This is a genomic window from Mesorhizobium sp. M0698 (assembly GCF_040320455.1).
Classification (GTDB): domain Bacteria; phylum Pseudomonadota; class Alphaproteobacteria; order Rhizobiales; family Rhizobiaceae; genus Mesorhizobium.
Window position 1 is genome coordinate 125192 of the sequence record NZ_JAMYPQ010000002.1, and the last position, 23506, is coordinate 148697.

Sequence of the window (23506 nt, forward strand, 5' to 3'; positions counted from 1 at the left end):
CTACGACAGGGCGCGCTGCCGCCCTGTCGCTTCTATTTGGCAGGGCGAGCGATGATGCGTCGACGCCGCCGCCGGACCGCCGTGGCGTCGCCGGCATCGTCAGCGACTATGCCTTTCAAGACATAGCCGATCGCCCTGCGTAAGATCGCCTCGTCCTCGTCCAGGCGGTTCGTCAGAAGATGCGTCCAGGCGAACGAGGCAATCAGGTCGGCGACGACAGTGGCATCGACATCGGCTGCCACCTCTCCCCTTGCCTTGGCGCGTTCGACCATCTGGCCGGTATGGACACGACGCCCTCTTGCGTATTCGGCGAGGGCGGCGGCGGCTTTTTCGTCCGACTGCGCCTCGGCAATCAGCGATCTGAACACGCTGCCCGACGACGTGTCGCGCCAGTGCGCGAACAAGCTCTTCAGGAAGCCGACGAGATCCTCCTCCAACTTCCCGGTGTCGGGATTATCGACGCGCTTTTGCCGTTGATAAACGTCGAGCAGCAAGGCGGCCTTGCTTGGCCACCAGCGATAGATCGTCGGTTTTCCGGCGCGTGCGCGGCGCGCCACCGCCTCGATCGAGAAGCCGGAATAGCCGGCTTCGACCAGTACCGCCTCGGCGGCATCGAGAATGGCATCGGCGCTTTCCGGGCTGCGCCGTGCGCCAGCCGACTTGCGCCCGGGATCGGTGATTTCGCCCATCTCTTCTTCCTTACCCGCGATTTCAGCAGCCATCATATACAACTCTTGACGAAACGAAACGATCCGTTTTATATGTAACGGAACGTTCCGTAACGATAAGGAGAGTTTGATGAACTCGACCGCCGTGACCCGCTTTTCGCGCCTGCGCTTCGCCCTGCTTGTGCTGCTCGGCGTCTATCCGCTGATCACTGCCATTTTGTACGTGGTTTTTCCGCTGACGCAGGAATGGCAAATCTGGCAGCGCACGCTGGTCATCGCGCCGCTGATGGTCTCGATCATGATCTGGGGGCTGATTCCGGGCGTGCAGCGGGTGTTTCGCGGGTTCATCAACCCAGCGGTCCGCTGATGTTCATTCCTGCGCTTGCGACGTCTCCGACGCAACGCGCCACGCGCCATCGGCCAGCACGAGTTCCAGCGTCACCCGCGCCTTGCCGGTCAGGCGCTGCGCCGATTTGTCTTTCGGCACATAGTCGTAGCGCATGGCGAAAACCACGTCGGCACGGTCCTGGCCGTGCGGCGTCACCTCAAGGCTGCCGGGTTCGAGACCGAACGACCACGATGCCCATTGCGCGAACCAGTCGGTCTTGACCTTGACGATCGCCTCGCTGTCGTAGCGCGTGCCGTAGATGATGGCCGACGAACCGTAGAGCCGCTTGACGGTTTCGTGCATTCTCCTGGCATCAGGCGCCAGATAGTCCTCGCGCAGAAACTGCTCGATGGCGCTCTTGTCGCCGACGGAGCGTTCGAGCGCAGCCACCTGCGAAGCGGGAGCCGGGCTGACAGCCGGTTTCGGTTGCTGGGCAATGTCTGCGCCCGGAACGAATTCGAAACGCTCGAGCAGCGACCCCTGCTCCCAGGGACGCTGCGCCTCGCGCGTTGCGGAAACGACGTCGCGGCGCACTGCGATCATCATGTCGTTGATGCTTTGTCCGGGCTCGGCCATATGCCGCAAAAGTGCCGCCGCAAAGGGCGAGTTGCGTCCCGTCCCGTCCATTGCCACAGCGCCCGGCGCAGTCGAGAAGGCGATGAATGAGCCGCGTGTCGACTCGAACTGGGCAAGACCGGCGAGAGCCGTCGCCGAGCGCGTCGTGGCGCTGCGGCTGAGACTTCGGGCAAACGGGTTGTTGCGGCAGGCATCGAGGAAGACCAGGCTGACCTTGGTCTGCTGCTCCATGATGTCGAGAACCTCGTCGATCGGCACCGCCTCGAGCTGCAGCTTGACTGGCATGTCCAGCCGGGCGTCGACCGGCACGATGAAGTTGCGCCCGTCGACCTGCAGGCCGTGGCCGGCATAGTAGAACAGCCCGGCACCGGCGCCTTGCAGCGCATCGGAGAATTCGCCGATCTTGCGTTCGAGCTCGCGCTTGCCGAGATCGTTGCCTTCGATCACCTCGAAACCGATGGCGCGCAGCTTGTCGGCGATGTCGAGCGCATCGTTGACGGGATTGGCCAGCGTGCCGGCTTCGGCGTAGCTGCCGTTGCCGACCACAAGCGCCACACGCCGCGCCGTCTGCGCATCGGCGCGCAGCAGCAGAAAGCCCAGAAACGCCAGTGCCAAGACCACAAGCCTGCCCATGGGGAAGGATCATAGCGCTATCGGTCGCAGCGACGCCAACAAATTTGCAACAGCCTGCTTGCTGTATGAGGCGGTGTCAGGCTTCCGGCACCCATAACGGCTGTGAAACGCCTTGCGCCAGCGCGTGCTATCGGGCAAACCGGCGTTCCTTTCGCGATTTTTCCCGCCCGGGGTCTTCCATGTCCACACAGGTTTCGCCGCTCGCGCCGAAGAAATATCCCAAGATGCCGGTGATCGAGGGCGTGCGCATCGCCACCGCCGAGGCCGGCATAAAATACAAGAACCGCACCGACTTGCTGGCCATGGTGTTCGACGCCGGCACCACCGTCGCCGGCGTGTTCACCAGGTCGAAATGCCCTTCGGCGCCGGTCGATTTCTGCCGGCAGAACCTCGTGGCGGGCAAGGCGCGCGTACTGGTCGTCAATTCCGGCAATGCCAATGCCTTTACCGGCCAGAAGGGCCGCGCCTCGACGGCTCTCACGGGCGAGGTGGCGGCGAAGGCGGCCGGCTGCACAGCGGGCGAGGTATTCCTGGCCTCGACCGGCGTGATCGGTGAACCGCTCGACGCCGGCAAGTTCAGCCATCTGCTGGCCGCGCTGGTCAAGGACGGCAAGCCGGAATTGTGGACCGACGCCGCCAAGGCGATCATGACTACCGACACCTATCCCAAACTGGCGACCGCGACGGTCAAGCTCGGCGATGCCGACGTCACCATCAACGGTATCGCCAAGGGCGCCGGGATGATCGCGCCCGACATGGCGACGATGCTTTCCTTCATCGCCACCGATGCGCCGATCGCAGCACCCGTGCTGCAGGACCTCCTGTCGCGCGGCACGGCCAAGACCTTCAACGCGGTTACCGTCGATAGTGACACCTCGACCAGCGACACGCTGCTGATATTCGCCACGGGTGCTGCCGCCAGGCGCGGCGCGCCGGCAATTTCCGACCCCAAGGATGCGCGCCTCGGCGCCTTCCGCCGTGCCCTCGGCAAGGTGCTGAAATCGCTGGCACTGCAGGTGGTGCGCGACGGCGAGGGCGCCCGCAAGCAGGTCGAGGTCACCGTCACCGGGGCCAAATCGGCCCGCTCGGCCAAGCGCATCGCGCTGTCGATCGCCAATTCGCCGCTGGTCAAGACGGCAGTCGCCGGCGAGGACGCCAATTGGGGCCGCGTCGTCATGGCCGTCGGCAAGGCCGGCGAACCGGCCGACCGCGACCTTCTGTCGATCTGGTTCGGCGACAACCGCCTGGCCTATCAGGGCGAGCGCGACGCCGCCTATTCCGAGGAGGCGACTTCGGCGTATATGAAGCGCGACGAGATCCGCATCCGCGCCGATATCGGCATCGGCCGCGGCAAGGCGACGGTGTGGACCTGCGATCTCACCAAGGAATATGTCGCCATAAACGGCGATTATCGGAGCTGATGGCGTTGGCTTCCAGACATCCGGCAAGCGTGTTGGCGATCGTGCGCCGCTATGAGGCGGCCGGCTTTCGCGCCTGGCCGGCGGCCGCCGTCCATTATGACGGCACCTGGGTGGTTCGGCTGACGGCCGGCCACCCGGCCAAGCGGCTGAACTCGGTCAATCCGCTCGATCCGGGCGACATCCAGCACATTGCCGAGCGCATCGGCCGTGCCAGCCGCCGCTTCGACGCCTATGGCAGGCCGCTGACCTTTCGCATCTCGCCGCTGTCGGGGCCGGATCTTTCGAAGTACCTCGACGGCGAGGGCTGGAGCATATTCGCGGAGTCGCTGGTCATGCGGCTGCCGCTGGCGGACGCCATGCTCGACGACGCCATGGACCAGATTCCGTTGAAGGACATCAGCCGTTTCATCGGCGCGGCGCTCAAGGTGAGCGGCTCGGATGTGTCGCTGCGGCCGGGCCTGTCGGAGATCATCGGCGCCATCCAGCCGGAGGCCGGGCTGTTTGCGCTGGAGGCCGGCAGCGAACCGCTGGCAACGTTGATCTGCGTGCATGACGGCGACCTTGCCGGCCTGTTCGAGATCGCCACCGACAGGTCGGTGCGCAACCAGGGCCATGGCCGCCATCTCATCCGGTCGGCGCTGAAATGGGCGCGGCTGCGCGGGGCGCGGGAAGCCTGGCTGCAGGTCGAGGCGGACAACGCGCCGGCGTTGGCGCTCTACCGTTCGCTCGGATTCGACGAAGTCTATCGCTATCGCTATCGCCGGCCACCCGGCGCATGAGCGGCTTGGATACGATCGGCAAACGCCTGCTCCTGGTCGCGGCCTGCGCGCTGGTCGATGCCGACGGGCGCGTGCTTTTGGCGCAGCGGCCCGAAGGCAAGCAACTCGCCGGCCTGTGGGAGTTTCCGGGCGGCAAGGTCGAGCCCGGTGAGACGCCGGAACAATGCCTGATCCGCGAATTGTACGAAGAGATCGGCATCGAAACCGACATCCCTTGCCTGGCGCCACTCACCTTCGCCAGCCATTCCTACGATGATTTTCACCTGCTGATGCCGCTATTCGTCTGCCGTCGATTCCGCGGCATTGCCCAGCCGAGGGAAGGCCAGGTGCTGAAATGGGTGCGGCCGCGCCAGATGCGCGATTTTCCAATGCCGCCGGCCGATGCCCCGCTGATCCAGTTCCTCATCGATCTGCTGTAACGGCCGACCTGCCGTAAATCGGGCAGCGCTGCAACGCGCTGGCAGCAGCGTTAATGAAAGATTTATCTGACCGTGAAAAATTGACGCTAGGCGGTTACGCCGATTCCACCGCTGGGGAGCGATTTGCATGAGCCTTGAAAAGGACTGGGACTCGCCTTGGCCCGACCGCCTTCCTGGCGCCGCCAATGCCGGCATGGGAATATTGCGCATCGCCCTCTTGTTCGGCTCGGCCGCGGTGGCTCTGGCCTTGATCGCGACGCCCTACCTCGACAGCCGGACCCGCTCGCAGTTTGCCCGCGACGGGCTTGATACGATGAGCACCGGCTCGATCGGCCAGCGCGATAGCTATACGCTACGCAAGAGCGTGCTGCAGCCGCTGCCCAGTTCGGCCTGCGTTATACGGGCCGATGGCAGGAGCAGCGGCGACTGCTGACTCCTCAACATATCTCTAGGATTCGGCTGGTTCCTAGAATGCAGCTGGTTCACCGCGCGTTAAGCCTGTCGCATTAACCTTTCTTAACGGGTCGGCGCTAGGTTCGGGCAAGAGGGATGGCGCCCATGAAAATCTTGCTGCAACGATTTTTAGAAGACGAGAGGGGTGCGACGGCTATCGAATATGGTTTGATCGTCGCCGTGCTGTCGCTTGCCATTGTCGCGGGTATTGGCCAGGCTGCCGGCGCCATTCAGTGGTTGTTCAGCGACAACAGCAGCAAGCTTGCCAACGCTTTTGCACAGTGACCGGCTTAGCTTTTGCGTGGGATACGCTTGGCTTTTGCGCAAGGATCCGCTCAGGGGCCGCCGGGGTTTTCCAGGATTGTCTTCAGCGATATTTTTGCGGAGCCCGGCTTCAGCGGCTTTTGCTGAGAGGCATCGGGCGCCCAGCCTGACATCCAGACCACCGAGAAACTCGCCCTGACGCGGCCATCGGCATCCGAAAACCGCTCCGCATAGATTTCGGCGGCGCGCGCGAACAGCGCTCGCGTGCCCGGCCGCCTGCTGCGGTCGACAAGCGCGCTGGTCTCGCCCATAGCGCGCAGGTCGGCGACCAGGCCAAATAGCGAATCGTAGCGCACCGTGATCGTCTCGACGTCGGCAACCGGCAGTGCCAGGCCGGCGCGCTGCAGCAGTGCGCCGGCGTCGCGGACGTCGGTGAACGGGATCACACGCGGGCTGGCGCCGCCATAGAGCTCGGTCTCGGCGGCAAGCAGGCTTTCGCGCAGTTCGGAGAGCGTGCCTGTGCCGGCGAAGGCGCCAAGGAAAAGCCCGTCCGGCTTCAGCGCCCGGCGGACCTGCACCAGCATGCCGGGAATGTCGTTCATCGCCTGCAGCGACAGCAGCGACACTGCGAGGTCGAGGCTTTCCGGCTCGAATGGCACGGTTTCCAACGGCGCCAACAGTCCTGGCTGGCCACCCAGGAAAGCGGCGTCGGCCTCGACGCGCACGTTTTCCGTCACCTTGCCGCTTTCGGCGAGCACCTCTGCTGCAGCCGGCGTCTGGCAAAACAACGAGGCCGCCTTGCCGAACCTGCGTTCGACGGCGCCGAGCCGGTCGGCAAGATCCTCGGCCGCCCGCCGCATGAGGAAATCCGCGCCGGCGATGGGGCGGGCCAGTGCCCGGCGCTTGCGCGCCAGCCAGAGCGAGGTGTCAATTACAGGCTGCAATGGGCAGGTCCTTGTGCTTCGCTCTCTGATATAGTGATGCGGAGGACCAACCACGTGGCCGATCCCATGCCAGAGATCAAGCGTAGTGCGATCAAGAGCATTGCCCGCAAGGCATTGGGCTGGCCAGCGCGCCTCTTGTTCCCGCCGGTCTGTGCCGGCTGCCGCCGCCATGTCTCGCAGCCCGGCGTGTTGTGCGGCGCCTGCTGGCCGAAACTCAGGCTGCTGGAACGGCCGTGGTGCCCGGTGATGGGCACGCCGTTCACCCACAATATGGGTGAGGGTTTCCTGTCGGCGGAGGCGATAGCCGACCCGCCGCCGTTCGAGCGCGCGCGGGCGGCGGTCGCCTATTCCGGCGTTGCCCGCCAGATGGTGCAAGGGCTGAAATACCAGGACCGCACCGATCTGGCGCCGTGGATGGCGCGCTGGATGCTTCGCGCCGGTGCCGAGCTCATCGCCGAGGCCGACGTGGTCGTGCCGGTGCCGCTGCACTGGCGGCGTTTCTTCCGACGGCAGTTCAACCAGTCGGCGGAACTGGCGCGGGCGGTGGCGCAGCTCGGGGAGCGGCCTTTCGCGCCATCAGCCATCAGGCGCGTCAAACTCACGCGCCAGCAGGTCGGGCTTGAGCGGCGGGAACGCGAGGAAAATGTTCGCGCCGCATTCAAAGTGCCTGATGAGGCGGAGATCGAAATCGCCGGCCGCCGGGTGCTGCTGATCGACGATGTCTACACCACCGGCGCCACCGTCCGCGCGGTCGCCAAGGCGTTGAAGAAGGGCGGTGCCGGCGCGGTCGACGTACTGACCTTTGCGCGTGTGCTGCCGGGGGACTTTCGGGCCGACGAATCGGCGCCTATATAGCCTAGGAACGAGGCAGGATTGCTGACCGATGGTCGATGTGACGATCTACACGCGGATGATGTGCGGCTATTGCACCGCGGCCAAGCGGCTGCTCGACAGGAAGGGTGTGACCTACACCGAGCACGACGCCTCGTTCTCGCCGGAGCTGCGCCAGGAGATGATCTCCCGCGCTCACGGCCGTTCCACCTTTCCGCAGATATTCATCGGCGACACGCATGTCGGCGGCTCTGACGATCTCCACGAATTGGAGGCGGAAGGACGGCTGGACAAATTGCTCGCCAACGGCTCGGCCAGATAAGGACATGACGATGGGTGGTTTCAAGGCGGCGGCGATCCAGATGCGTTCGGGAACCAGCCCGGAGCGCAATGCGGTCGATCTGGAACGGCTGGTGCGCGAGGCGGCAGGCCTTGGCGCGACCTATATCCAGACGCCGGAAATGACCGGCGCGCTGATCCGCGACAGCCAGGCACGGGCCGCTTCCTTCACCTCCGAGGACAAGGACATCGTCGTCTCGACGTCGCGGCGGCTGGCCAAGGAGCTCGGCATTTTCCTGCATATCGGCTCGACCGCCATTCTGCGCGCCGACGGCAAGCTTGCCAACCGCGCCCTTCTGTTCGGGCCGGACGGCGCCAGGATTGCCACCTACGACAAGATCCACATGTTCGACGTCGATCTCGACAATGGCGAGAGCTGGCGCGAATCCGCCGCCTATGAGCCTGGCACCGAGGCCGTCGTCGCCGAAGTCAATGGCGCGAAGCTAGGCTTTGCCGTCTGCTACGATCTGCGCTTTCCGCAGCTGTTCCGTGCCGAGGCGCTGGCCGGCGCCGATCTGCTTTCGGTGCCCGCCGCCTTCACCCGCCAGACCGGCGAAGCGCATTGGCACGTGCTGCTCAGGGCGCGCGCCATCGAGAACGGCGCCTATGTGGTTGCCGCCGCGCAAGGCGGCGTGCACGAGGACGGCCGCGAAACCTATGGCCATTCGCTGATCGTCGATCCCTGGGGCCGCATCGTCGCCGAAGCTGCGCATGACGAGCCGGCGGTGATCGTCGCCGAGATCGACCCGGCGCAGTCAGTCGCTGCGCGCAAAAAGATACCGAATCTCAAAAACGCACGCGATTTTGCCGTAAACGCCGGTTCGGCGGAGGCAATGCCGCTCAGGGGTGCCGCCTCTTGATCCGCTTTTCCCTGATCTGCGAACACGAGCACGAATTCGAGGCCTGGTTCCGCAGCAACGACGATTTCGACACCCAGAAGAGGCGCGGTTTCGTCGATTGCCCGGCCTGCGGCTCGCACAAGGTCGACAAGGCGCTGATGGCGCCTGCCGTCTCCACCGGGCGCAAGCGCGAAAGCATCGCGCTGGCCATGGGCGAGGCGCAGAAGCAGGCGCTGGCGCAGCTCAAGGCGCTGGCCGACAAGGTGCGCGAGAATGCCGACTATGTCGGCGACAAATTTGCCGAGGAAGCGCGCAAGATCCATTTCGGCGAAAGCGATCCGCGCGGCATCTATGGCGAGGCGACGCTGGACGAGGCCAAGAGCCTCGCCGAAGACGGCGTCGAGTTCATGCCTATTCCAAGCTTCCCCGACGACCGCAACTGAGGAAAGTCTTGCCCCATCCGGAGAAGACTGAAAAGCGGCGTGGTTCAGAGGTAGTGATCCGTGTTTTCAGCTGGTTGGCTATAAAGTCGATCGACAAGAGGACGATCGATGGGTTGCCAGTTTTCTATAATGGCGAGAGCGGTGGGAAAGATGCAGATAAGGTTGCCGCCGCGCTGCGGTTGATTCAGAAATTTGACCCTGTTCGATACAGCCGTCTGGTCCGCGATCTCAAACGGATCTGGATTACAATCAATCCAGGTGCCGCTGCGCAATTTGTGAAATCGACTTCGACTTGCGAGCTTGATCGGCGATTTGTTCTAGGCGAGCACACGCTGAGCGACCAGATCGCCAGCGCGATAGTGCATGAGGCGACGCATGCGCGTCTCCATCAGCGAGGCATTGGCTATGAGGAGGAATTGCGCCACCGGGTGGAGTGGGTTTGCATGAGACGTGAACTGGCTTTTGCGGCGAAACTGCCGGACGGGGCGAGTATTCGTCAATGGGTCGAAGCTCGACAAACGGAACCCTCGGATTTTTCCAATGTAGCGATGAATGGTCGGCAAATTGATAGCGCGCGTGATGCCTTGCTCCATCTCAATGCTCCAGGTTGGCTGGCAGACTTGATCGTCTTTTTCGCCCGGCGGCGATATCAGAGGCGTATCAGGCGACAAGAAGCTGAAGCGCATTTCGACAAGCGAAAATGATGCTCCGTTTCGCTTGTGGGGGTTCGCTTCCGCCCAGAGCGGCGATGCCGCCGCCCCCTGCACAAGCGTCCGCAATTTCAGGCCGAGCAGCAAGGATGGGGCTCGCGGGCAATCGTTTCGCTGCTTCTTTCATGCCCACCACTTGACGGAGTTGCTTCCGCATAGGCTGCAAACTGGCGTTCAAGCGCCTTGACTGCACTGCTGCGCCAGCCCTCCGCCAGGGATTCCGACATGGGATCGGGGAAGATTTCCTCTTCGCCGTTCTCCACTCCGTCCAGGATCGCCCGCGCGACAGACTCCGGAGAGGCTTTCGCGATGTCCAGGCCCCGTGTCATGTCCGTGTCCACCGGGCCGGGAAGGACCCTGTGGACGCTGACACCCCGTCCGGCCAAAAGGGTGCGCAACGACTGCGACAGCGAGAACGAGGCCGCCTTCGAGATGGAGTAAGCCGGACTGAACGGCACGGCGGCAATCGAGGCCAGCGACAGAATGTTGACGATGGCTCCCCGCGACCGGGCCAGCAACGGCAGCAGAGCCTGGGTAACGTCGTACGAGCCGAAGAGGTTTACGGCCAGCTGTTGTTCGAGCACACGACGGTCGCTTAGGTCATCGATGGGCGATACGCCGGCGTTGTTGATGAGGATATCGAGAGCATCGATCTTCTCGACGGCCTCCCGGATCTGCGCAGCGTTGGTCACATCCATGGTCAGGGACGTCACACGCCGGTCCGGATGAGCCATCGGTTGGCGGGTTGCGGCATAGACGCGCTTTACGCCTCTGCTCAGGGCTTCCTCGACCAGTGCCCGACCGATGCCCCGATTGGCGCCAGTCACCAGGATGGTTGTACCTTCGATCTTCATTGCGTCTCTCCTAATGCTTATCGTTGTGTTCGAGCCCAGTGCACGGTCTAGCCGCGACTCAAGGTTGGCGCGCCGCAACTCAGGTTGGCTACAGTCGCCGTTGTCGATACGACTGGTTGGTGAGATGGACTTAGCGCCGGATGTCGAAGCCATGGGAGTGACAAGTGTGACGGGATTCCGATGGACTCGCTGATCACGGCCGCGGCGCATGCGCTTGCGGCGGGCGATCCGCTCGGCGCCTTGAAACGGGTTGCGCTGCGCGACGATGCGCCGGCACTGGCGTTGCGCGGTATCGCAATGGCGCAGCTTGGCGACCTGGTTCGGGCGAAGGTTCTTCTCAAGAGGGCGGCGCGCGCATTCAGCCCGAGGGAGGCCGTGGCCCGCGCGCGGTGTATCGTCGCCGAGGCCGAGATCGCGCTCGTCTCGCGCGACCTTACCTGGCCGGCCAAGGCACTCGACGCCGCACGGGCGACGCTTGAAAAGCATGGCGACCGCGTCAACGCCGCGCATGCGCGCAACCTCGACGTTCGGCGCCTGCTGCTGATCGGCCATCTCGACGAAGCCGAGCGCAGGCTGGACGGCTTCGATCCCTCGCCGCTGCCGCCGGCATCGCGGGCCGCCCACGAGCTGGCTGTCGCCGGCATCGCCATCCGCCGCTTGCGGACCGGCCCTGCGCGCGCCGCGCTTGGCCTGGCGGCGCGGGCGGCGCGCGCGTCCGGCATCCCCGCGCTGATCGCGGAGGTGGAGAGCGCATCGCTGGTGCTGGACACGCCGGCCGCACGCCTTGTCGCGCGTGGCGGGGAACGGCCCCTCCTGCTCGACGAAGTCGAAGCGCTCCTGGCGTCGGGGGCGCTCGTGGTGGATGCATGCCGCAATGTCGTGCGGGTCGCAGACACGGTCGTCTCGCTGGCGACCCGCCCGGTGCTGTTCGCGCTGGCCCGCGCGCTGGCCGAAGCCTGGCCGGGGGACGTGGCAAGATCGACGCTCATTGCGCGCGCTTTCCGCGGAAAGGACGCGGACGAATCACATCGCGCACGGTTACGGGTCGAAGTCGGGCGGCTTCGCGCGGAGCTTCGGAGCTTGGCGGATGTGAGCGCGACGAAGCGGGGCTTTGCGCTGGCCCCGCGCCGCGCAGGTGAGGTCGTCGTGCTGGCGCCACCCGTCGAAGAAGAGCATGCCGCCGTGCTCGCCTTCCTCGCCGACGGCGAGTCTTGGTCGAGTTCGGCCCTGTCGATTGCGCTTGGAGCCAGTTCGCGTACCGTGCAGCGAGCGCTCGAGCAGCTCGCCCAGGCCGGCAAGGTGCAGTCGTTCGGCCGCGGACGGGCGCGTCGCTGGATGACCCCGCCGCTGACGGGTTTCCCGACAATCTTGTTACTCCCCGGCCCACTGCCGGGCTACTAGGATGGAATCATGGAACGATCCGCAGCCGAAATCCTTCGAGAATATGGACCCTTTCCGGGTGTCGACCACGTGGACGGCGTTACCTTCGACGGTGAGCATGTCTGGTTTGCCTCAGGCGACAGATTGAACGCCTTCGATCCGGCGAGCGGCAAAGTGGTGCGCTCGATCGACGTCGCGGCACACGCCGGAACGGCCTTCGACGGCCATCACCTCTATCAGATCGCCGAGGATCGCATCCAGAAGATCGATCCGAGGAATGGCCGGGTGCTGGCGTCGATCCCGGCGCCTGGCAATGGCGGTGATTCCGGGCTCGCCTGGGCCGAAGGAACGCTCTGGGTCGGGCAGCATCGGGGCCGAAAGATTCATCAGGTCGATCCCGAGACAGGGGCAATCCTTCGCACCATCGTTTCCAACCGCGTCGTAACCGGGGTCAGCTGGGTCGACGGCGAGCTGTGGCATGGCACCTGGGAGGGCGAGGAGAGCGATGTCAGACGGATCGATCCTGAAACGGGAAAGGTCCTTGAGAAGCTCGATATGCCGCCGGGAACAGGCGTGTCGGGGCTCGAATCCGATGGCGGTGACCAGTTTTTCTGTGGCGGCGGAAACAGCGGCAAGATCAGAGCTGTTCGCCGGCCCAAACGAGGCTCTGCGACCAGAATCTGAGTTTTTGCCCTCCGTAGCCGTTTGATTTCGGGACCATTCGAGCTAACTGGTTTTTGCGGTTTTTAGCCCGGTGGTCCGAACCAGGTGTTCATCGCGTCTTGAAGACCATCCTGCGTCCTGTCGCCTACCCAAGCAACATATCCATCGGGTCGGATTAAAACTGCGGTTGGAGCGGAGACCAAACCTAGCGCAGGCAACTCCCATGGATCGTCCCATTTGGCGTAAACCAACTTAATGCGGTCTGACCACGGCTTGATGTCGAGGCTGCCCGGCGCGTCGAGATTCAAGAGCACTGGCCGCGCTTTTTGGAGGAGCGCAAATACGCGCATGGGACCATCAGGCGTGGCCAGGTCGAGGTCAGGAATGCGGCGGCCGACCAGCGGATGCCCCTGGCCGAGGTCGTAATGGATACCAAGTCCGGACATCTCGGCAGCGATCCGTTTGCGAGGCTCCTCCATCCCAAGGAGCTCTGATACGATTTCACGCAAGGCTTCAGTGCGATCATCAGTACGTTGCAATGCGACCTGTGCCATTGTCGTACGCAACACGCGGGCCGCAACCGGATGCCGCTCGATGTGATAAGTGTCGAGCAAGCGTTCAGGCGATGTTCCTTTCACCACTTGGGCCAACTTCCAACCGAGGTTCACCGCATCCTGCACACCGATATTGAGGCCTTGTCCGCCCACCGGGGAATGCACATGGGCGGCATCGCCCGCTAGGAGAACCCGGCCCTTGCGGTAAGCCGCCGCCTGCCGCGACATGTCCGTGAACCTGGAAATCCAGGTTGGGCTATGGATTCCGTAATCTGTTCCGCATGCGGCGACGAGCGCTTCGCGGAGATCGCGCAGCGTGGGCTCGGTCGTGGCGCCGACATTCTTTTCAGTGACCATGACGCCTATGGGACCTTTATCGGCAAAGACGACCTTGCCGTCACGAATTTCGTACTCTTCCCTGCCGAAGGCATGGATGCCAAGTGCGGTGCGATGAATGCCCAGTGGCGGCTCCTCCGCCATCTCGGCCTCGGCGAGGATGCTGCTGGTCGTCGCATCCCATCCTCGAAACTCAATGCCAGCAGCTTTGCGGACCAGACTGCGGCCTCCATCACACCCGACGAGATAGCTTGCCCGCAGCGACGCACCATCGGACAGTTCGATGGTGACGCCGGCGTCGTCCTGCACGAAACACGTTAATTCACGGGCGCGATAGATCGGCACTGCCAGCTCGCTGACCCATCCAGCGAGAATGCGCTCAATGTGTTTCTGTCTCAGCGCCAGCCCGTAGTTGTGGCGGGTCGGAAAATCGCTGATGTCTAAACGCATCGCCGCGAATCCCGTGACTTGGGCTATTTGTCCTTCGGCGAGGAACCGGTCCGCGATGCCGCGCTGATCGAAAACTTCGAGAGTGCGTGAACTCAGACCTCCAGCACGCGAACCGGCAAGCTCTTGGTTCGGGCGGCGTTCGACAATGGCTACGTCGATGCCTGCCAACGCCAACTCGCCTGCCAGGGTTAGGCCCGTCGGACCTCCTCCGGCAATCACGACTGCATGTTCTGTCATCGGCAAACTCCTCTGGCAGTTACGACTCCCAATGCAATGATCGCAGAGTCCCAGTGGTTGCCGTTTGGGTTAGTTCAGGCTCGCTATCAATTTTTCGAGCAGGCGAGCGAGCATGATCTGCTCCGGGCGTATCAGGCCGGAAAGTATCTGGTGCTCGTTGGCGACGTGAGCGGTAACCGCCTCGTCGATCAACGCCAGACCCTTTTTAGTCAGCTGCACGACAATGCCGCGGCGATCGTCGGGGTGCGGCCCGCGCTTGATCAGGCCGGATTTCTCGAGCCGGTCGAGGCGGTTGGTCATCGCGCCCGACGTCACCATCGTCGCCTCGTAGAGAGCCGTCGGCGTCAGCGCGTATGGCGGCCCGGAACGACGCAGCGTTGCCAGCACATCGAATTCTCCGGATTGCAGCCCGTAACTTGCAAACAGCGGCGCCAGCCGCTCTCGTGCGATCAGCGAGGCGGCCTCGTTCAACCGTCCGAGCACGGCCATCGGCGAGACATCGAGATCCGGCCGTTCCTTTTTCCATTGCCCGATCGCTTTTGCTGCGCGATCCATGTCTCTCACCGTTATGTATCTTGACGTGAAGAATCTTTAGCTTATCTTACCTCAGCTTGCGATATTGGCCAAGTGCCGCGAACGGGCGACGGGACGGTGCGATGAAATTTCTCTGGGACTCGGCGCTTGGCCTTCTGGTTGTCACCGGTGGACTGCTCGGCCTGACGCTGCCGTTCGGCAAGATCGCGACGGCGGCCGGCGTGGCCGCCATGGTCTGGGCCTTCGTCATCTCGCTTGGTGCCGGCGGCGTGCTTTTGTGCGCATTGCTGCTCAACGGGAAGCGCATGCGGCTTACGCCGCACAGGCTGCGCTATTTCTTCGTCACCGCGGCCGTCTCATATGCAATCCCCAATCTGCTGATGTTTTCAGCCATTCCGCATCTGGGCGCCGGCTACAGCGGCATCATGTTCACGCTGTCGCCGGTCGTCACGCTGGTGTTCTCGATGCTGCTCGGCGTCAGGCGCCCGACCATGCTGGGCATCGTCGGCATAGTCGTCGGTTTCGTCGGCGCAGTCATGGTGGCGGTGACGCGCGGCGAAGCGGGCCAGCCGGCCGAATTTTTCTGGGTTGCGATGGGCCTGCTCATCCCGGTCAGCCTCGCCGCCGGCAACATTTACCGTACCGTCGACTGGCCCGAAGGCACCGGCCCGATCGAGCTCGCCGTCGGCAGCCATCTGGCAGCAGCCTTGATGCTGTTTGCCGGCATTCTGGTCCTGCTTGGCGGCAATGCATTCGGCTCGCTCGGCGGCGTGCCGCTGGTCGCTGCGGCACAGGTGGCATCAGCCTCGGCGATGTTCGCCTTCTTCTTCCGCCTGCAAGCGGTCGGCGGCCCGGTCTATCTCAGCCAGATCGGCTACGTCGCGGCGGCGGTCGGGCTGTTTGCCGGGACCCTCTTCCTCGGCGAGCGCTATCAACTGCTGACCTGGGCCGGTGCCGTCATCATCACCGCCGGCGTGTTCATCACCACCAAGGCGCAAAGCCAGAGGCCATAGGGGCCAGAAGGCGTAAGCTTCAAACGGATGCCTTCTCCGCCAGCACCATGTAGTTGACGTCCATGTCCTTCGAGCGCTGCCAGCGGTCGGCGAGCGGGTTGTAGGTGACGCCGGTGCGGTCGATGACGGTCAGGCCGGCGCCGGCAAGCGCCTTTTCCAGTTCCTCGGGGCGCACCAGCTTGCCGAACTGGTGGGTGCCGCGTGGCAGCCAACGCAGCACATATTCGGCGCCGATGATGGCCAGGCCCAGGGCCTTCAGCGTGCGGTTGATGGTGGCGACGAACATGATGCCGCCAGGCTTGACCATCTCGCCGCATTTGGCCAGGAACAGATCGACATTGGCGACATGCTCGACCACTTCCATGTTGAGGATGACGTCGAATTTTTCGCCGGCATCGGCAAGGTCTTCCGCGGTCGTGGCGCGATAATCCACGCTCACGCCGACTTCCGCCGCATGCAGCTTGGCCACTTCGATGTTGGTGGCGGAGGCATCGGCGCCGACCACTTCGGCGCCAAGCCGCGCCATCGGCTCGCACAAAAGCCCGCCGCCGCAGCCGATGTCAAGGAAGCGCAGGCCTTCGAATGGCCGTGCCGCACGCGGATCGCGGCCGAAGCGGGCCGCCACCTGGTCGCGGATATAGGCAAGCCGGATCGGGTTGAACTTGTGCAACGGGCGGAACTTGCCGTTCGGGTTCCACCATTCGGCAGCAAGGGCGGAAAAGCGTTCCACCTCTCCGGCATCGATCGTCGATCGTCGGGGCTCTGGCATGGCGTGGTCTCCTCGGACGCTAGGAAGTCGGGCGCGAGGCTGCGAATGTCAAGGCGCGAAATTCACCGCCGGCGGTGCGATGCGCGCGATGCCTTCCGGCGCGGCCTTTTGCCGGCTGCATTTGTGTCAGCACGTGTCAGTTGATGGTGTGCCGGAAGGAAACGCCTAGGCTTTGGCGGACGAAGCAGAGACATCGGGTTCGGAGGAGTGCGCAATGATGCGAACGGTTGCTTCCATTCTTTGGCGCCGGCTTGACCAGGAAGGCCACGACGCTTGCCTTCTGTCGGAAGCGAGTTCCGGGTGGAACCTCAGGGGACAGGCGCTTTTCGTCCAGGACGGCGAGCCGTGCAGCATCGCCTACGAGGCGGACTGCGACGCCGATTGGCATACACGATCGGCGCGCGCCGACGGCTTTCTCGGCACGCAAGAGCTGCATTACAGGATCGACCGGCTGACCGAGCGCCAATGGACGCTGAACGGCGAGCATCAAGCGGAAGTCGACGGTCTCATCGATGTCGATCTCGGCTTCACGCCCGCCACAAACCTTTTGGCGCTTCGCCGTTTTGCCCTCGATGTCGGTACGGCGACGCCCGCGCCGGCAGCCTATCTGACATTTCCCGAACTCAGGCTCGTTCGCCTCGAGCAAACCTATCAGCGCGTCGATGCTGCACATTACGCCTATGCCGCCCCGATGTTCGGCTACCACGAGACACTGGAGGTCTCGCCGCTCGGTTTCGTCCTCGACTATCCGCGCCTGTGGCAGGCCATCGTGCGGACGGGCTGAACCGCCCGCGTTGGGAGTGCAGCTGGCCGGTGTGGCTTAACGGCAAATTTACGATATTGGCGGTTTCTTAACGTTGGGTCAGTGTTTGGCATTTAGATTGCTGTCCGAGTAGGGGCAGCCCGGTGCGCATAAGAACCCAGATAGTCGCGACATTGTTCAGCGCCGTGGCCTTGATCGGCCTGGTCGGCGGCGTTGCGATCGTCTCGCAGATATCGCTGACCAAATCGGTGGCGCTGGCCGAGGCGACAAGCGTCGCACGGCAGTTGGCCGAAACTATTGCCTTCAGGGCATCGGACGCGCCGCGTTCATTATTCGAGAGACCCGATGCGCTCCGCGAATTCGTGACTTTGCAGCACGGCCGCTCGAAACGCGATCTCGTCATCGTAGACAAAAACAAGGTTATTTTCGCCGACGTTCCGGGAGAAGAGCAAAATATCGGCACGACGTTCGACTACGATCCCGGCAATGAAATCGCCCGGACGATTGACGACGGCGTGCCGCGCAACTTCGTCGAGGCCAGTGCCGACGTGGCCGATCCGATTGACCTGATTGCGGTGCCGATCGAGGATGCACCCGGCAAGATCGTCGGCGCCGTCCTGTTCGAGTATACGCCGCTGCTGCGTGCCGCGCAGCAGCGCACGAACGATATGCTGTGGCTTGTGGGCCTGTGTACCGCTGCAGCCGTGCTGATCGCGGCGGCCTCCGCCTTCCTGTTGTTGCGAGGCTTCAGTAAAGGCCTTGCTGGTCTCAACCGCGGCATCGAATCGCTGGCGCGCGGCGACGCCGGGGCCCGTATCGGCCGCACCTCCGATGACGAGTTCGGACAGTTGGCGCAAGGGTTCGACACTATGGCGTCCGAAATCGAAGCCTCGCGCGCTCAACTTGTCGACCAGAAGGCCTACATCGAAGACATCGTCCAGACCGTTGCCGAAGGCATCGCCGTCATCGACGGCAAGGGTCAGGTCGTGTCCGTCAATCCGGCGGCAGCCGAGATCATCGGGCGGCGCAGCGACAAGGTCGTGGGGCAGGACTGGCAGTCGGCCATGGATATCAGGGGGCCGTCGGGAGACAAGCCCGCGTCGGGAACATCTCCGGTCGAACTGGCCATGACCACCGGCCGCCGCCACCAGAATGAGGTGAGGCTGGCAAAACCGGATGGGACCTCCTTGCCCGTGGTCGTCAGCTGCAATCCGCTCAACCGCGCCGATGGCGGCATCGTGCTGACGCTCAGCGACATCAGCGACCTGCGCAGTGCCGAGCGGGCGGTGCACGATCGTGCCGAAGAACTGGCGAGGCTCAATCGTGAACTGAAAGAGACATCGGAGGCCACGACCCGCCTGGTCAAGCTCGGCGAACTGCTTCAGGCCTGCGTCACTTTTCACGAGGCATTTTCCGTCGTCGGCTCCGCCATGCCTGATTTCTTCGGCGGATTGAGCGGAACCGTTCACCTGACCAGTGCGTCGCGCAACCTCGTGGAGGAGATGGCGCATTGGGGCACCATCCGGTCGAGCGTCGGCCAGTTCGGACCGGAAGATTGTTGGGCGCTGCGGCGCGGCCAGGAGCACGTCGCCGGTCCAGGCATGCTGACGCCGCGCTGCAACCACATCACCGAAAATGGCGGCCGCGGTTATGTCTGTATGCCTCTAGCAGCGCAGGGAGAGACGCTTGGCATCCTGCATCTGTGCGAGCCGAATGCCGTTGACAAGCCGGAGTGGCTTGCCGAACGGCAGCAGATACTGCGTGGCGTCGTCGATACGCTGGCGTTGGCGCTTGCCAATCTGCGTCTGCGCGAGACGTTGCGGCAGCAGTCGATCCGCGACCCGAATACAGGGCTCTACAATCGCCGCTACCTCGAGGAGACCAGCAGCCGCGAGCTCAGGCGCCTGGAACGTGCCGAGCAGCCGCTGACGTTGATCATGCTCGACGTCGATCATTTCAAGCAGTTCAACGATACGTTCGGCCACGAAGCGGGGGATCTCGTCCTCAAGCAGGTGGCCGCCACGCTGGTCGACCATGTCAGGGAAAGCGACGTGGTTTCGCGCTACGGCGGCGAGGAATTTGCCTTGATGATGCCGGGAACGTCACTGGCCGATGGCGCCGATCGCGCCGAAGCTCTGCGAAAGGCGATCAAGCAGCTGCATGTCACGCATCGCGGCCGCACGCTCGGCACCATCACCGCGTCGTTCGGGGTCGCCGCCTTCCCGGAGCTCGGCGCCTCATGGGCGGAGATCGTCAATGCCGCGGATCGCGCTTTGTATCAGGCAAAGGCTGAGGGCCGTGACCGCGTCATCGCCGGAGCGGGTCTCGCCCGTGTCGAGCAGCAAAAGCCAAAACTCACCAAGAGCGTGGCTTGAAATCTGGTTGATGGACGGGGCAAGGCGACGGAATCCTCACCGCCTTGCGAAACCGCGATCATTTGGCTAAGGAGGCCGCGCATTGAGCGCCCGGCCACAGCTTGGCGCATTTTTCCGCTTTTCGGCCTCCGGTCCGGCATCCAGTCAAAGGCATTTCGCTTCTATGGCGCGCATCGTGATGAAATTCGGCGGAACCTCCGTCGCCGACATCGCCCGCATCCGCAATGTGGCGCGTCATGTCAAACGCGAGGTCGACGCCGGCCATGAGGTCGCCGTCGTGGTCTCGGCGATGGCCGGCAAGACCAACGAGCTCGTGCAATGGACGCGCGAGGCCTCGCCGATGCACGATGCGCGCGAATATGACGCCGTCGTCGCGTCCGGCGAGCAGGTCACTGCCGGTTTGCTGGCGATCGCGCTGCAGAATATCGGCGTGCATGCCCGCTCCTGGCAAGGCTGGCAGATCCCGATCAAGACCGACAACGCGCATGGCGCGGCGCGCATTCTCGATATCGACGGCGGATTCCTGATCAAGCGCTTCGGCGAAGGCCAGGTGGCGGTGGTCGCCGGTTTCCAAGGCATCGGGCCGGACAACCGGATCGCAACGCTCGGCCGCGGCGGTTCCGATACCAGCGCTGTCGCCATCGCGGCAGCGGTCAAGGCCGACCGCTGCGATATCTACACCGATGTCGACGGGGTCTACACGACCGATCCGCGCATCGAGCCGAAGGCGCGGCGGCTGGCCAAGATTTCCTTCGAGGAAATGCTCGAAATGGCCTCGCTCGGGGCCAAGGTCCTGCAGGTGCGCTCGGTCGAGCTTGCCATGGTGCACAGGGTGCGTACTTTCGTGCGGTCGTCCTTCGACGATCCCGACGCACCAGGAATGGGGGATTTGCTTAATCCGCCGGGAACGCTTATTTGCGACGAGGAAGAGATCGTGGAACAGCAGGTCGTCACCGGAATTGCCTACGCCAAGGACGAGGCGCAGATTTCGTTGCGCCGCGTCGGCGATCGGCCGGGCGTCGCCGCCGGCATTTTCGGGCCGCTGGCCGAGGCCAACATCAATGTCGACATGATCGTCCAGAATATCTCCGAGGACGGCAAGTTCACTGACATGACCTTCACCGTGCCATCCGGCGACGTCGACAAGGCGCTCGCCGTGCTTGAGCGGCTGAAGGCGACGATCGGCTACGACGTGGTGCAGTCGGAAGCCGGCATGTCGAAGGTCTCGGTCATCGGCATCGGCATGCGCAGCCATGCCGGCGTCGCCGCTACCGCCTTCAAGGCGCTGGCCGACCGCGCGATCAACATCCGCGCCATCACGACGTCCGAAATCAAGATTTCGATCCTGATCGACGGTCCCTATACGGAACTAGCAGTTCGCACTTTGCATTCCGTGTACGGTCTGGATAAGCAGTAGCGGACTGCATCGGCCCGAAAATCGGAATCGATTTTCGGAAGGCAGGATGCAGCGGATCGAAAATCTTGGAGCGGTCTTTATGCGTCCAATTGGACGATGGCGCTCTAATTGAGTTGTTGCGTTTGTGCCGCTGTGCAGGGCAACCTGCACCGGTTGAAACGCTATTGGAGAAGAAGCCGCGATGCGTGATTCGGCCAGTGGCCCGCGCGTTTTGCTGAAACGGCTCCGCGAGCTCATGCAAGAGCCGCTGGAGCCGCAGGAGCGGCTTGACCGAATCGTGCGCGACATCGCCTCCAACATGGTTGCCGAGGTCTGCTCGCTCTATGTGCTGCGCGCCGATTCGGTGCTCGAACTCTACGCCACCGAAGGCCTGAACCCGAACGCCGTCCACCTGGCGCAGCTCAGGCTGGGCCAAGGCTTGGTCGGCACGATCGCGGCCTCGGCGCGGCCGCTCAACCTCTCCAATGCACAGGAGCATCCTGCCTTCGCCTACCTGCCGGAGACAGGGGAAGAAATCTATAATTCCTTCCTCGGCGTGCCGGTGCTGCGGGCAGGGCGGACACTCGGCGTCCTGGTCGTGCAGAACAAGACCATGCGCCATTATCGCGACGACGAGGTCGAGGCGCTGGAAACAACGGCGATGGTGATCGCCGAGATGATCGCCACCGGCGATCTGGAGCGGCTGACAAGGCCCGGCCTCGAGCTCGATCTGCGCCGCCCGGTAAGCTTTACCGGCCTGTCCTTCAACGAAGGCGTCGGTCTCGGCCATGTGGTGCTGCACGAGCCGCGCATCGTCGTCACCAATCTTTTCAACGAGGACAGCGAGGAAGAGGTCAGGCGGCTCGACGCGTCGCTCGGCTCGCTCAGGCTCTCCATCGACGACATGCTGGAGCGCCGCGACGTCGCCTTCGAGGGCGAGCATCGCCAGGTGCTCGAAGCCTATCGCATGTTCGCCAACGACCGCGGCTGGGTGCGCCGGCTCGAGGAGGCGATCCGCAACGGCCTGACGGCCGAAGCGGCGGTCGAAAAGGTGCAGAGCGACATGCGTGCCCGCATGCTGCACATGACCGATCCGTATCTGCGCGAACGGATGAGCGATTTCGACGATCTCGCCAATCGGCTGCTGCGGCAGCTGATGGGGCGCGGACCGGAGGACGTCGCGGCCTCGCTGCCCAAGGACGCCATCATCGTCGCCCGCTCCATGGGTGCTGCGGAGCTGCTCGATTATCCCAGGGACAAGCTGCGCGGGCTGGTGCTGGAGGACGGCGCCGCGACCAGCCATGTCGTCATCGTGGCGCGGGCCATGGGCATACCGGTCGCCGGCCAGATGAAGGGCGCCGTTTCCATGGCGGAAAACGGCGATGCCATCATCGTCGACGGCGAGGAAGGCGCGATCCATCTGCGCCCGCAGCCCGACCTCGAGGCGGCCTATGCCGAGAAAGTGCGTTTCCGGGCGCGGCGGCAGGAGGTCTACCGCGAGCTGCGCAAGAAGCCGTCGGTGACCAAGGACGGTGTCCAGGTCGACCTTCTGATGAATGCCGGGCTGGCGGTCGACCTGCCGCAACTGGCCGAAGCGGGCGCGGCCGGCATCGGCCTGTTCCGCACCGAGCTGCAATTCATGGTCGCCTCGACCTTTCCGCGCGCGGAAGCCCAGGAGCGCTTGTACCGTGACGTGCTCGAGGCGGCGCGCGACAAGCCGGTGACGTTCCGCACCATCGATATTGGCGGCGACAAGGTGCTGCCCTATTTCAAGGGCTCGATCCAGGAGGAGAACCCGGCGCTCGGCTGGCGCGCCATCCGCCTGACGCTCGACCGGCCTGGCCTGCTGCGCACCCAGATCCGCGCGCTGCTCAAGGCGTGCGGCGGGCGCGAACTGAAGCTGATGCTGCCAATGGTGACGGAACTCGGTGAGATCGTGCAGGCGCGCGAGATCATCGATCGCGAGGTCCGGCATTTGTCGCGCTTTGCCCATCATTTGCCGACCAGCCTTAAGGTGGGGGCGATGCTGGAGGTGCCGTCGCTGCTGTTCCAGCTCGACGAGTTGATGAAGGCGGTCGATTTCGTCTCGGTCGGCTCGAACGACCTGTTCCAGTTCGTCATGGCGGTGGACCGTGGCAATACCCAATTGTCCGACCGCTTCGACCCGCTGTCGACGCCGTTCCTGCGTGTTTTGAAGCAAATTGCCGATGCCGGGGCTCGCAACCAGACGCCGGTGACCCTGTGCGGCGAACTTGCCGGCAAGCCGATCTCGGCGATGGCGCTGATCGGCCTTGGCTATCGCTCGATCTCGATGTCGCCGGCATCGATCGGCCCGGTCAAGGCGATGCTGACGGAACTGCCGCTCAGCGAACTGGAAGCGTTCTTCGACGACAATCTGATGGCGCCGGCGCATGGCCTGCCGATGCGGGCGCTGCTGCAAGCCTTTGCCGATGACCGCTCGATACCGCTATAGAC

Annotated in this window: 25 protein-coding genes; 18 read left to right on the top strand and 7 right to left on the bottom strand. The window is 63.9% G+C overall.

All coding sequences use genetic code 11. The features are described from left to right. Positions 1-32 precede the first annotated feature (32 nt). Positions 33-689 carry a TetR/AcrR family transcriptional regulator gene (locus NKI16_RS05220; protein WP_352621709.1) on the bottom strand — a complete coding sequence of 219 codons (657 nt, stop codon included), beginning with the start codon at positions 687-689 and terminating at the stop codon, positions 33-35. 109 nt (positions 690-798) lie between these two features. Here NKI16_RS05220 and NKI16_RS05225 point away from each other — a divergent pair, with 109 nt between their 5' ends. After that, positions 799-1035 carry a putative antibiotic biosynthesis monooxygenase gene (locus NKI16_RS05225; RefSeq protein WP_352621682.1) on the top strand — a complete coding sequence of 79 codons (237 nt, stop codon included), beginning with the start codon at positions 799-801 and terminating at the stop codon, positions 1033-1035. Positions 1036-1038: 3 nt separating this feature from the next. On the opposite strand, the gene NKI16_RS05230 is transcribed toward NKI16_RS05225, so the two are convergent. Continuing rightward, positions 1039-2265, bottom strand: a complete 1227-nt coding sequence (locus NKI16_RS05230; protein WP_352621684.1) for a caspase family protein — start codon at positions 2263-2265, stop codon at positions 1039-1041. A 179-nt stretch (positions 2266-2444) separates the two neighbouring features. Here NKI16_RS05230 and argJ point away from each other — a divergent pair, with 179 nt between their 5' ends. From argJ to NKI16_RS05255, 5 genes are all read left to right on the top strand, one after another. Further along, positions 2445-3686 carry a bifunctional glutamate N-acetyltransferase/amino-acid acetyltransferase ArgJ gene (gene argJ, locus NKI16_RS05235; protein WP_352621686.1) on the top strand — a complete coding sequence of 414 codons (1242 nt, stop codon included), beginning with the start codon at positions 2445-2447 and terminating at the stop codon, positions 3684-3686. Continuing rightward, positions 3686-4465: a GNAT family N-acetyltransferase gene (locus tag NKI16_RS05240; protein ID WP_352593931.1), complete on the top strand. Its 780-nt coding sequence runs from the start codon at positions 3686-3688 to the stop codon at positions 4463-4465. Before argJ ends, NKI16_RS05240 begins: the two co-directional genes overlap by 1 nt. Further along, the gene (locus NKI16_RS05245; protein WP_352621687.1) at positions 4462-4884 is read left to right on the top strand and encodes a (deoxy)nucleoside triphosphate pyrophosphohydrolase; all 423 of its coding nucleotides are present in this window, start codon (positions 4462-4464) and stop codon (positions 4882-4884) included. The genes NKI16_RS05240 and NKI16_RS05245 overlap by 4 nt, the downstream gene beginning before the upstream one ends. A gap of 127 nt (positions 4885-5011) precedes the next feature. Further along, positions 5012-5317, top strand: coding sequence for a hypothetical protein (locus NKI16_RS05250; RefSeq protein ID WP_352922314.1), 306 nt, complete (start codon positions 5012-5014; stop codon positions 5315-5317). 125 nt (positions 5318-5442) lie between these two features. Further along, positions 5443-5622, top strand: coding sequence for a Flp family type IVb pilin (locus NKI16_RS05255; RefSeq protein ID WP_352453066.1), 180 nt, complete (start codon positions 5443-5445; stop codon positions 5620-5622). Positions 5623-5672: 50 nt separating this feature from the next. On the opposite strand, the gene NKI16_RS05260 is transcribed toward NKI16_RS05255, so the two are convergent. Further along, positions 5673-6545, bottom strand: a complete 873-nt coding sequence (locus NKI16_RS05260; protein ID WP_352577157.1) for a methyltransferase domain-containing protein — start codon at positions 6543-6545, stop codon at positions 5673-5675. Positions 6546-6599: 54 nt separating this feature from the next. Here NKI16_RS05260 and NKI16_RS05265 point away from each other — a divergent pair, with 54 nt between their 5' ends. The 5 genes from NKI16_RS05265 to NKI16_RS05285 are packed head-to-tail and all read left to right on the top strand — an operon-like array spanning position 6600 to position 9701. Continuing rightward, entirely contained in the window at positions 6600-7400 is an 801-nt protein-coding gene (locus NKI16_RS05265; RefSeq protein ID WP_352570523.1) for a ComF family protein, read from the top strand. 28 nt (positions 7401-7428) lie between these two features. After that, complete coding sequence (grxC, locus tag NKI16_RS05270) at positions 7429-7698, top strand: glutaredoxin 3 (RefSeq protein ID WP_352491813.1); 270 nt, start codon at positions 7429-7431, stop codon at positions 7696-7698. A gap of 10 nt (positions 7699-7708) precedes the next feature. Then, the gene (locus NKI16_RS05275; RefSeq protein WP_352621689.1) at positions 7709-8575 is read left to right on the top strand and encodes a carbon-nitrogen hydrolase family protein; all 867 of its coding nucleotides are present in this window, start codon (positions 7709-7711) and stop codon (positions 8573-8575) included. After that, on the top strand, positions 8572-8997 hold the full coding sequence (locus NKI16_RS05280) for a DUF1178 family protein (protein WP_352471325.1): 426 nt from the start codon (positions 8572-8574) through the stop codon (positions 8995-8997). The genes NKI16_RS05275 and NKI16_RS05280 overlap by 4 nt, the downstream gene beginning before the upstream one ends. Before the next feature lie 8 nt (positions 8998-9005). Then, positions 9006-9701: a hypothetical protein gene (locus NKI16_RS05285; protein ID WP_352570520.1), complete on the top strand. Its 696-nt coding sequence runs from the start codon at positions 9006-9008 to the stop codon at positions 9699-9701. 77 nt (positions 9702-9778) lie between these two features. Here NKI16_RS05285 and NKI16_RS05290 read toward each other — a convergent pair whose 3' ends face one another. After that, positions 9779-10561, bottom strand: coding sequence for an SDR family NAD(P)-dependent oxidoreductase (locus tag NKI16_RS05290; RefSeq protein WP_352621691.1), 783 nt, complete (start codon positions 10559-10561; stop codon positions 9779-9781). Positions 10562-10741: 180 nt separating this feature from the next. Here NKI16_RS05290 and NKI16_RS05295 point away from each other — a divergent pair, with 180 nt between their 5' ends. Continuing rightward, the gene (locus NKI16_RS05295) at positions 10742-11962 is read left to right on the top strand and encodes a winged helix-turn-helix domain-containing protein (RefSeq protein ID WP_352621692.1); all 1221 of its coding nucleotides are present in this window, start codon (positions 10742-10744) and stop codon (positions 11960-11962) included. A gap of 9 nt (positions 11963-11971) precedes the next feature. Beyond that, the gene (locus tag NKI16_RS05300; RefSeq protein WP_352621693.1) at positions 11972-12625 is read left to right on the top strand and encodes a Vgb family protein; all 654 of its coding nucleotides are present in this window, start codon (positions 11972-11974) and stop codon (positions 12623-12625) included. A gap of 62 nt (positions 12626-12687) precedes the next feature. Here the strand turns inward: NKI16_RS05300 and NKI16_RS05305 are convergent, their stop codons facing one another. Beyond that, positions 12688-14181 (bottom strand): FAD-dependent monooxygenase, encoded by a 1494-nt coding sequence (locus NKI16_RS05305; protein ID WP_023675145.1) that lies wholly within the window; start codon positions 14179-14181, stop codon positions 12688-12690. Positions 14182-14250: 69 nt separating this feature from the next. Beyond that, positions 14251-14736: a MarR family winged helix-turn-helix transcriptional regulator gene (locus tag NKI16_RS05310; RefSeq protein ID WP_352542481.1), complete on the bottom strand. Its 486-nt coding sequence runs from the start codon at positions 14734-14736 to the stop codon at positions 14251-14253. Positions 14737-14837: 101 nt separating this feature from the next. Here NKI16_RS05310 and NKI16_RS05315 point away from each other — a divergent pair, with 101 nt between their 5' ends. Next, positions 14838-15728, top strand: a complete 891-nt coding sequence (locus NKI16_RS05315; RefSeq protein WP_352503215.1) for a DMT family transporter — start codon at positions 14838-14840, stop codon at positions 15726-15728. Positions 15729-15747: 19 nt separating this feature from the next. Here the strand turns inward: NKI16_RS05315 and ubiG are convergent, their stop codons facing one another. After that, on the bottom strand, positions 15748-16497 hold the full coding sequence (ubiG, locus tag NKI16_RS05320; RefSeq protein WP_023675148.1) for a bifunctional 2-polyprenyl-6-hydroxyphenol methylase/3-demethylubiquinol 3-O-methyltransferase UbiG: 750 nt from the start codon (positions 16495-16497) through the stop codon (positions 15748-15750). 214 nt (positions 16498-16711) lie between these two features. Between ubiG and NKI16_RS05325 the strand changes: the two genes are divergently transcribed. The 4 genes from NKI16_RS05325 (at position 16712) to ptsP (ending at position 23504) form a co-directional block, all read left to right on the top strand. Continuing rightward, positions 16712-17281 (top strand): putative glycolipid-binding domain-containing protein, encoded by a 570-nt coding sequence (locus tag NKI16_RS05325; RefSeq protein ID WP_352621694.1) that lies wholly within the window; start codon positions 16712-16714, stop codon positions 17279-17281. 122 nt (positions 17282-17403) lie between these two features. Beyond that, entirely contained in the window at positions 17404-19635 is a 2232-nt protein-coding gene (locus NKI16_RS05330; protein WP_352621696.1) for a sensor domain-containing diguanylate cyclase, read from the top strand. A gap of 163 nt (positions 19636-19798) precedes the next feature. Beyond that, the gene (locus NKI16_RS05335) at positions 19799-21052 is read left to right on the top strand and encodes an aspartate kinase (RefSeq protein ID WP_352456701.1); all 1254 of its coding nucleotides are present in this window, start codon (positions 19799-19801) and stop codon (positions 21050-21052) included. Between the two features lie 181 nt (positions 21053-21233). After that, a complete protein-coding gene (ptsP, locus tag NKI16_RS05340) occupies positions 21234-23504 on the top strand; it encodes a phosphoenolpyruvate--protein phosphotransferase (protein WP_352621697.1) in 2271 nt (756 codons plus the stop codon). The last annotated feature ends 2 nt before the right edge of the window (positions 23505-23506 follow it).

Excerpts from the sequence above, each read along its gene's own strand:
- NKI16_RS05220 (WP_352621709.1), bottom strand. The coding sequence starts at position 689 with ATGGGCGAAATCACCGATCCCGGGCGCAAGTCGGCTGGCGCACGGCGC.
- NKI16_RS05225 (WP_352621682.1), top strand. The coding sequence starts at position 799 with ATGAACTCGACCGCCGTGACCCGCTTTTCGCGCCTGCGCTTCGCCCTG.
- NKI16_RS05230 (WP_352621684.1), bottom strand. The coding sequence starts at position 2,265 with ATGGGCAGGCTTGTGGTCTTGGCACTGGCGTTTCTGGGCTTTCTGCTG.
- argJ (WP_352621686.1), top strand. The coding sequence starts at position 2,445 with ATGTCCACACAGGTTTCGCCGCTCGCGCCGAAGAAATATCCCAAGATG.
- NKI16_RS05240 (WP_352593931.1), top strand. The coding sequence starts at position 3,686 with ATGGCGTTGGCTTCCAGACATCCGGCAAGCGTGTTGGCGATCGTGCGC.
- NKI16_RS05245 (WP_352621687.1), top strand. The coding sequence starts at position 4,462 with ATGAGCGGCTTGGATACGATCGGCAAACGCCTGCTCCTGGTCGCGGCC.
- NKI16_RS05250 (WP_352922314.1), top strand. The coding sequence starts at position 5,012 with ATGAGCCTTGAAAAGGACTGGGACTCGCCTTGGCCCGACCGCCTTCCT.
- NKI16_RS05255 (WP_352453066.1), top strand. The coding sequence starts at position 5,443 with ATGAAAATCTTGCTGCAACGATTTTTAGAAGACGAGAGGGGTGCGACG.
- grxC (WP_352491813.1), top strand. The coding sequence starts at position 7,429 with ATGGTCGATGTGACGATCTACACGCGGATGATGTGCGGCTATTGCACC.
- NKI16_RS05275 (WP_352621689.1), top strand. The coding sequence starts at position 7,709 with ATGGGTGGTTTCAAGGCGGCGGCGATCCAGATGCGTTCGGGAACCAGC.
- NKI16_RS05290 (WP_352621691.1), bottom strand. The coding sequence starts at position 10,561 with ATGAAGATCGAAGGTACAACCATCCTGGTGACTGGCGCCAATCGGGGC.
- NKI16_RS05295 (WP_352621692.1), top strand. The coding sequence starts at position 10,742 with ATGGACTCGCTGATCACGGCCGCGGCGCATGCGCTTGCGGCGGGCGAT.
- NKI16_RS05300 (WP_352621693.1), top strand. The coding sequence starts at position 11,972 with ATGGAACGATCCGCAGCCGAAATCCTTCGAGAATATGGACCCTTTCCG.
- NKI16_RS05305 (WP_023675145.1), bottom strand. The coding sequence starts at position 14,181 with ATGACAGAACATGCAGTCGTGATTGCCGGAGGAGGTCCGACGGGCCTA.
- NKI16_RS05310 (WP_352542481.1), bottom strand. The coding sequence starts at position 14,736 with ATGGATCGCGCAGCAAAAGCGATCGGGCAATGGAAAAAGGAACGGCCG.
- NKI16_RS05315 (WP_352503215.1), top strand. The coding sequence starts at position 14,838 with ATGAAATTTCTCTGGGACTCGGCGCTTGGCCTTCTGGTTGTCACCGGT.
- ubiG (WP_023675148.1), bottom strand. The coding sequence starts at position 16,497 with ATGCCAGAGCCCCGACGATCGACGATCGATGCCGGAGAGGTGGAACGC.
- NKI16_RS05325 (WP_352621694.1), top strand. The coding sequence starts at position 16,712 with ATGATGCGAACGGTTGCTTCCATTCTTTGGCGCCGGCTTGACCAGGAA.
- NKI16_RS05335 (WP_352456701.1), top strand. The coding sequence starts at position 19,799 with ATGGCGCGCATCGTGATGAAATTCGGCGGAACCTCCGTCGCCGACATC.
- ptsP (WP_352621697.1), top strand. The coding sequence starts at position 21,234 with ATGCGTGATTCGGCCAGTGGCCCGCGCGTTTTGCTGAAACGGCTCCGC.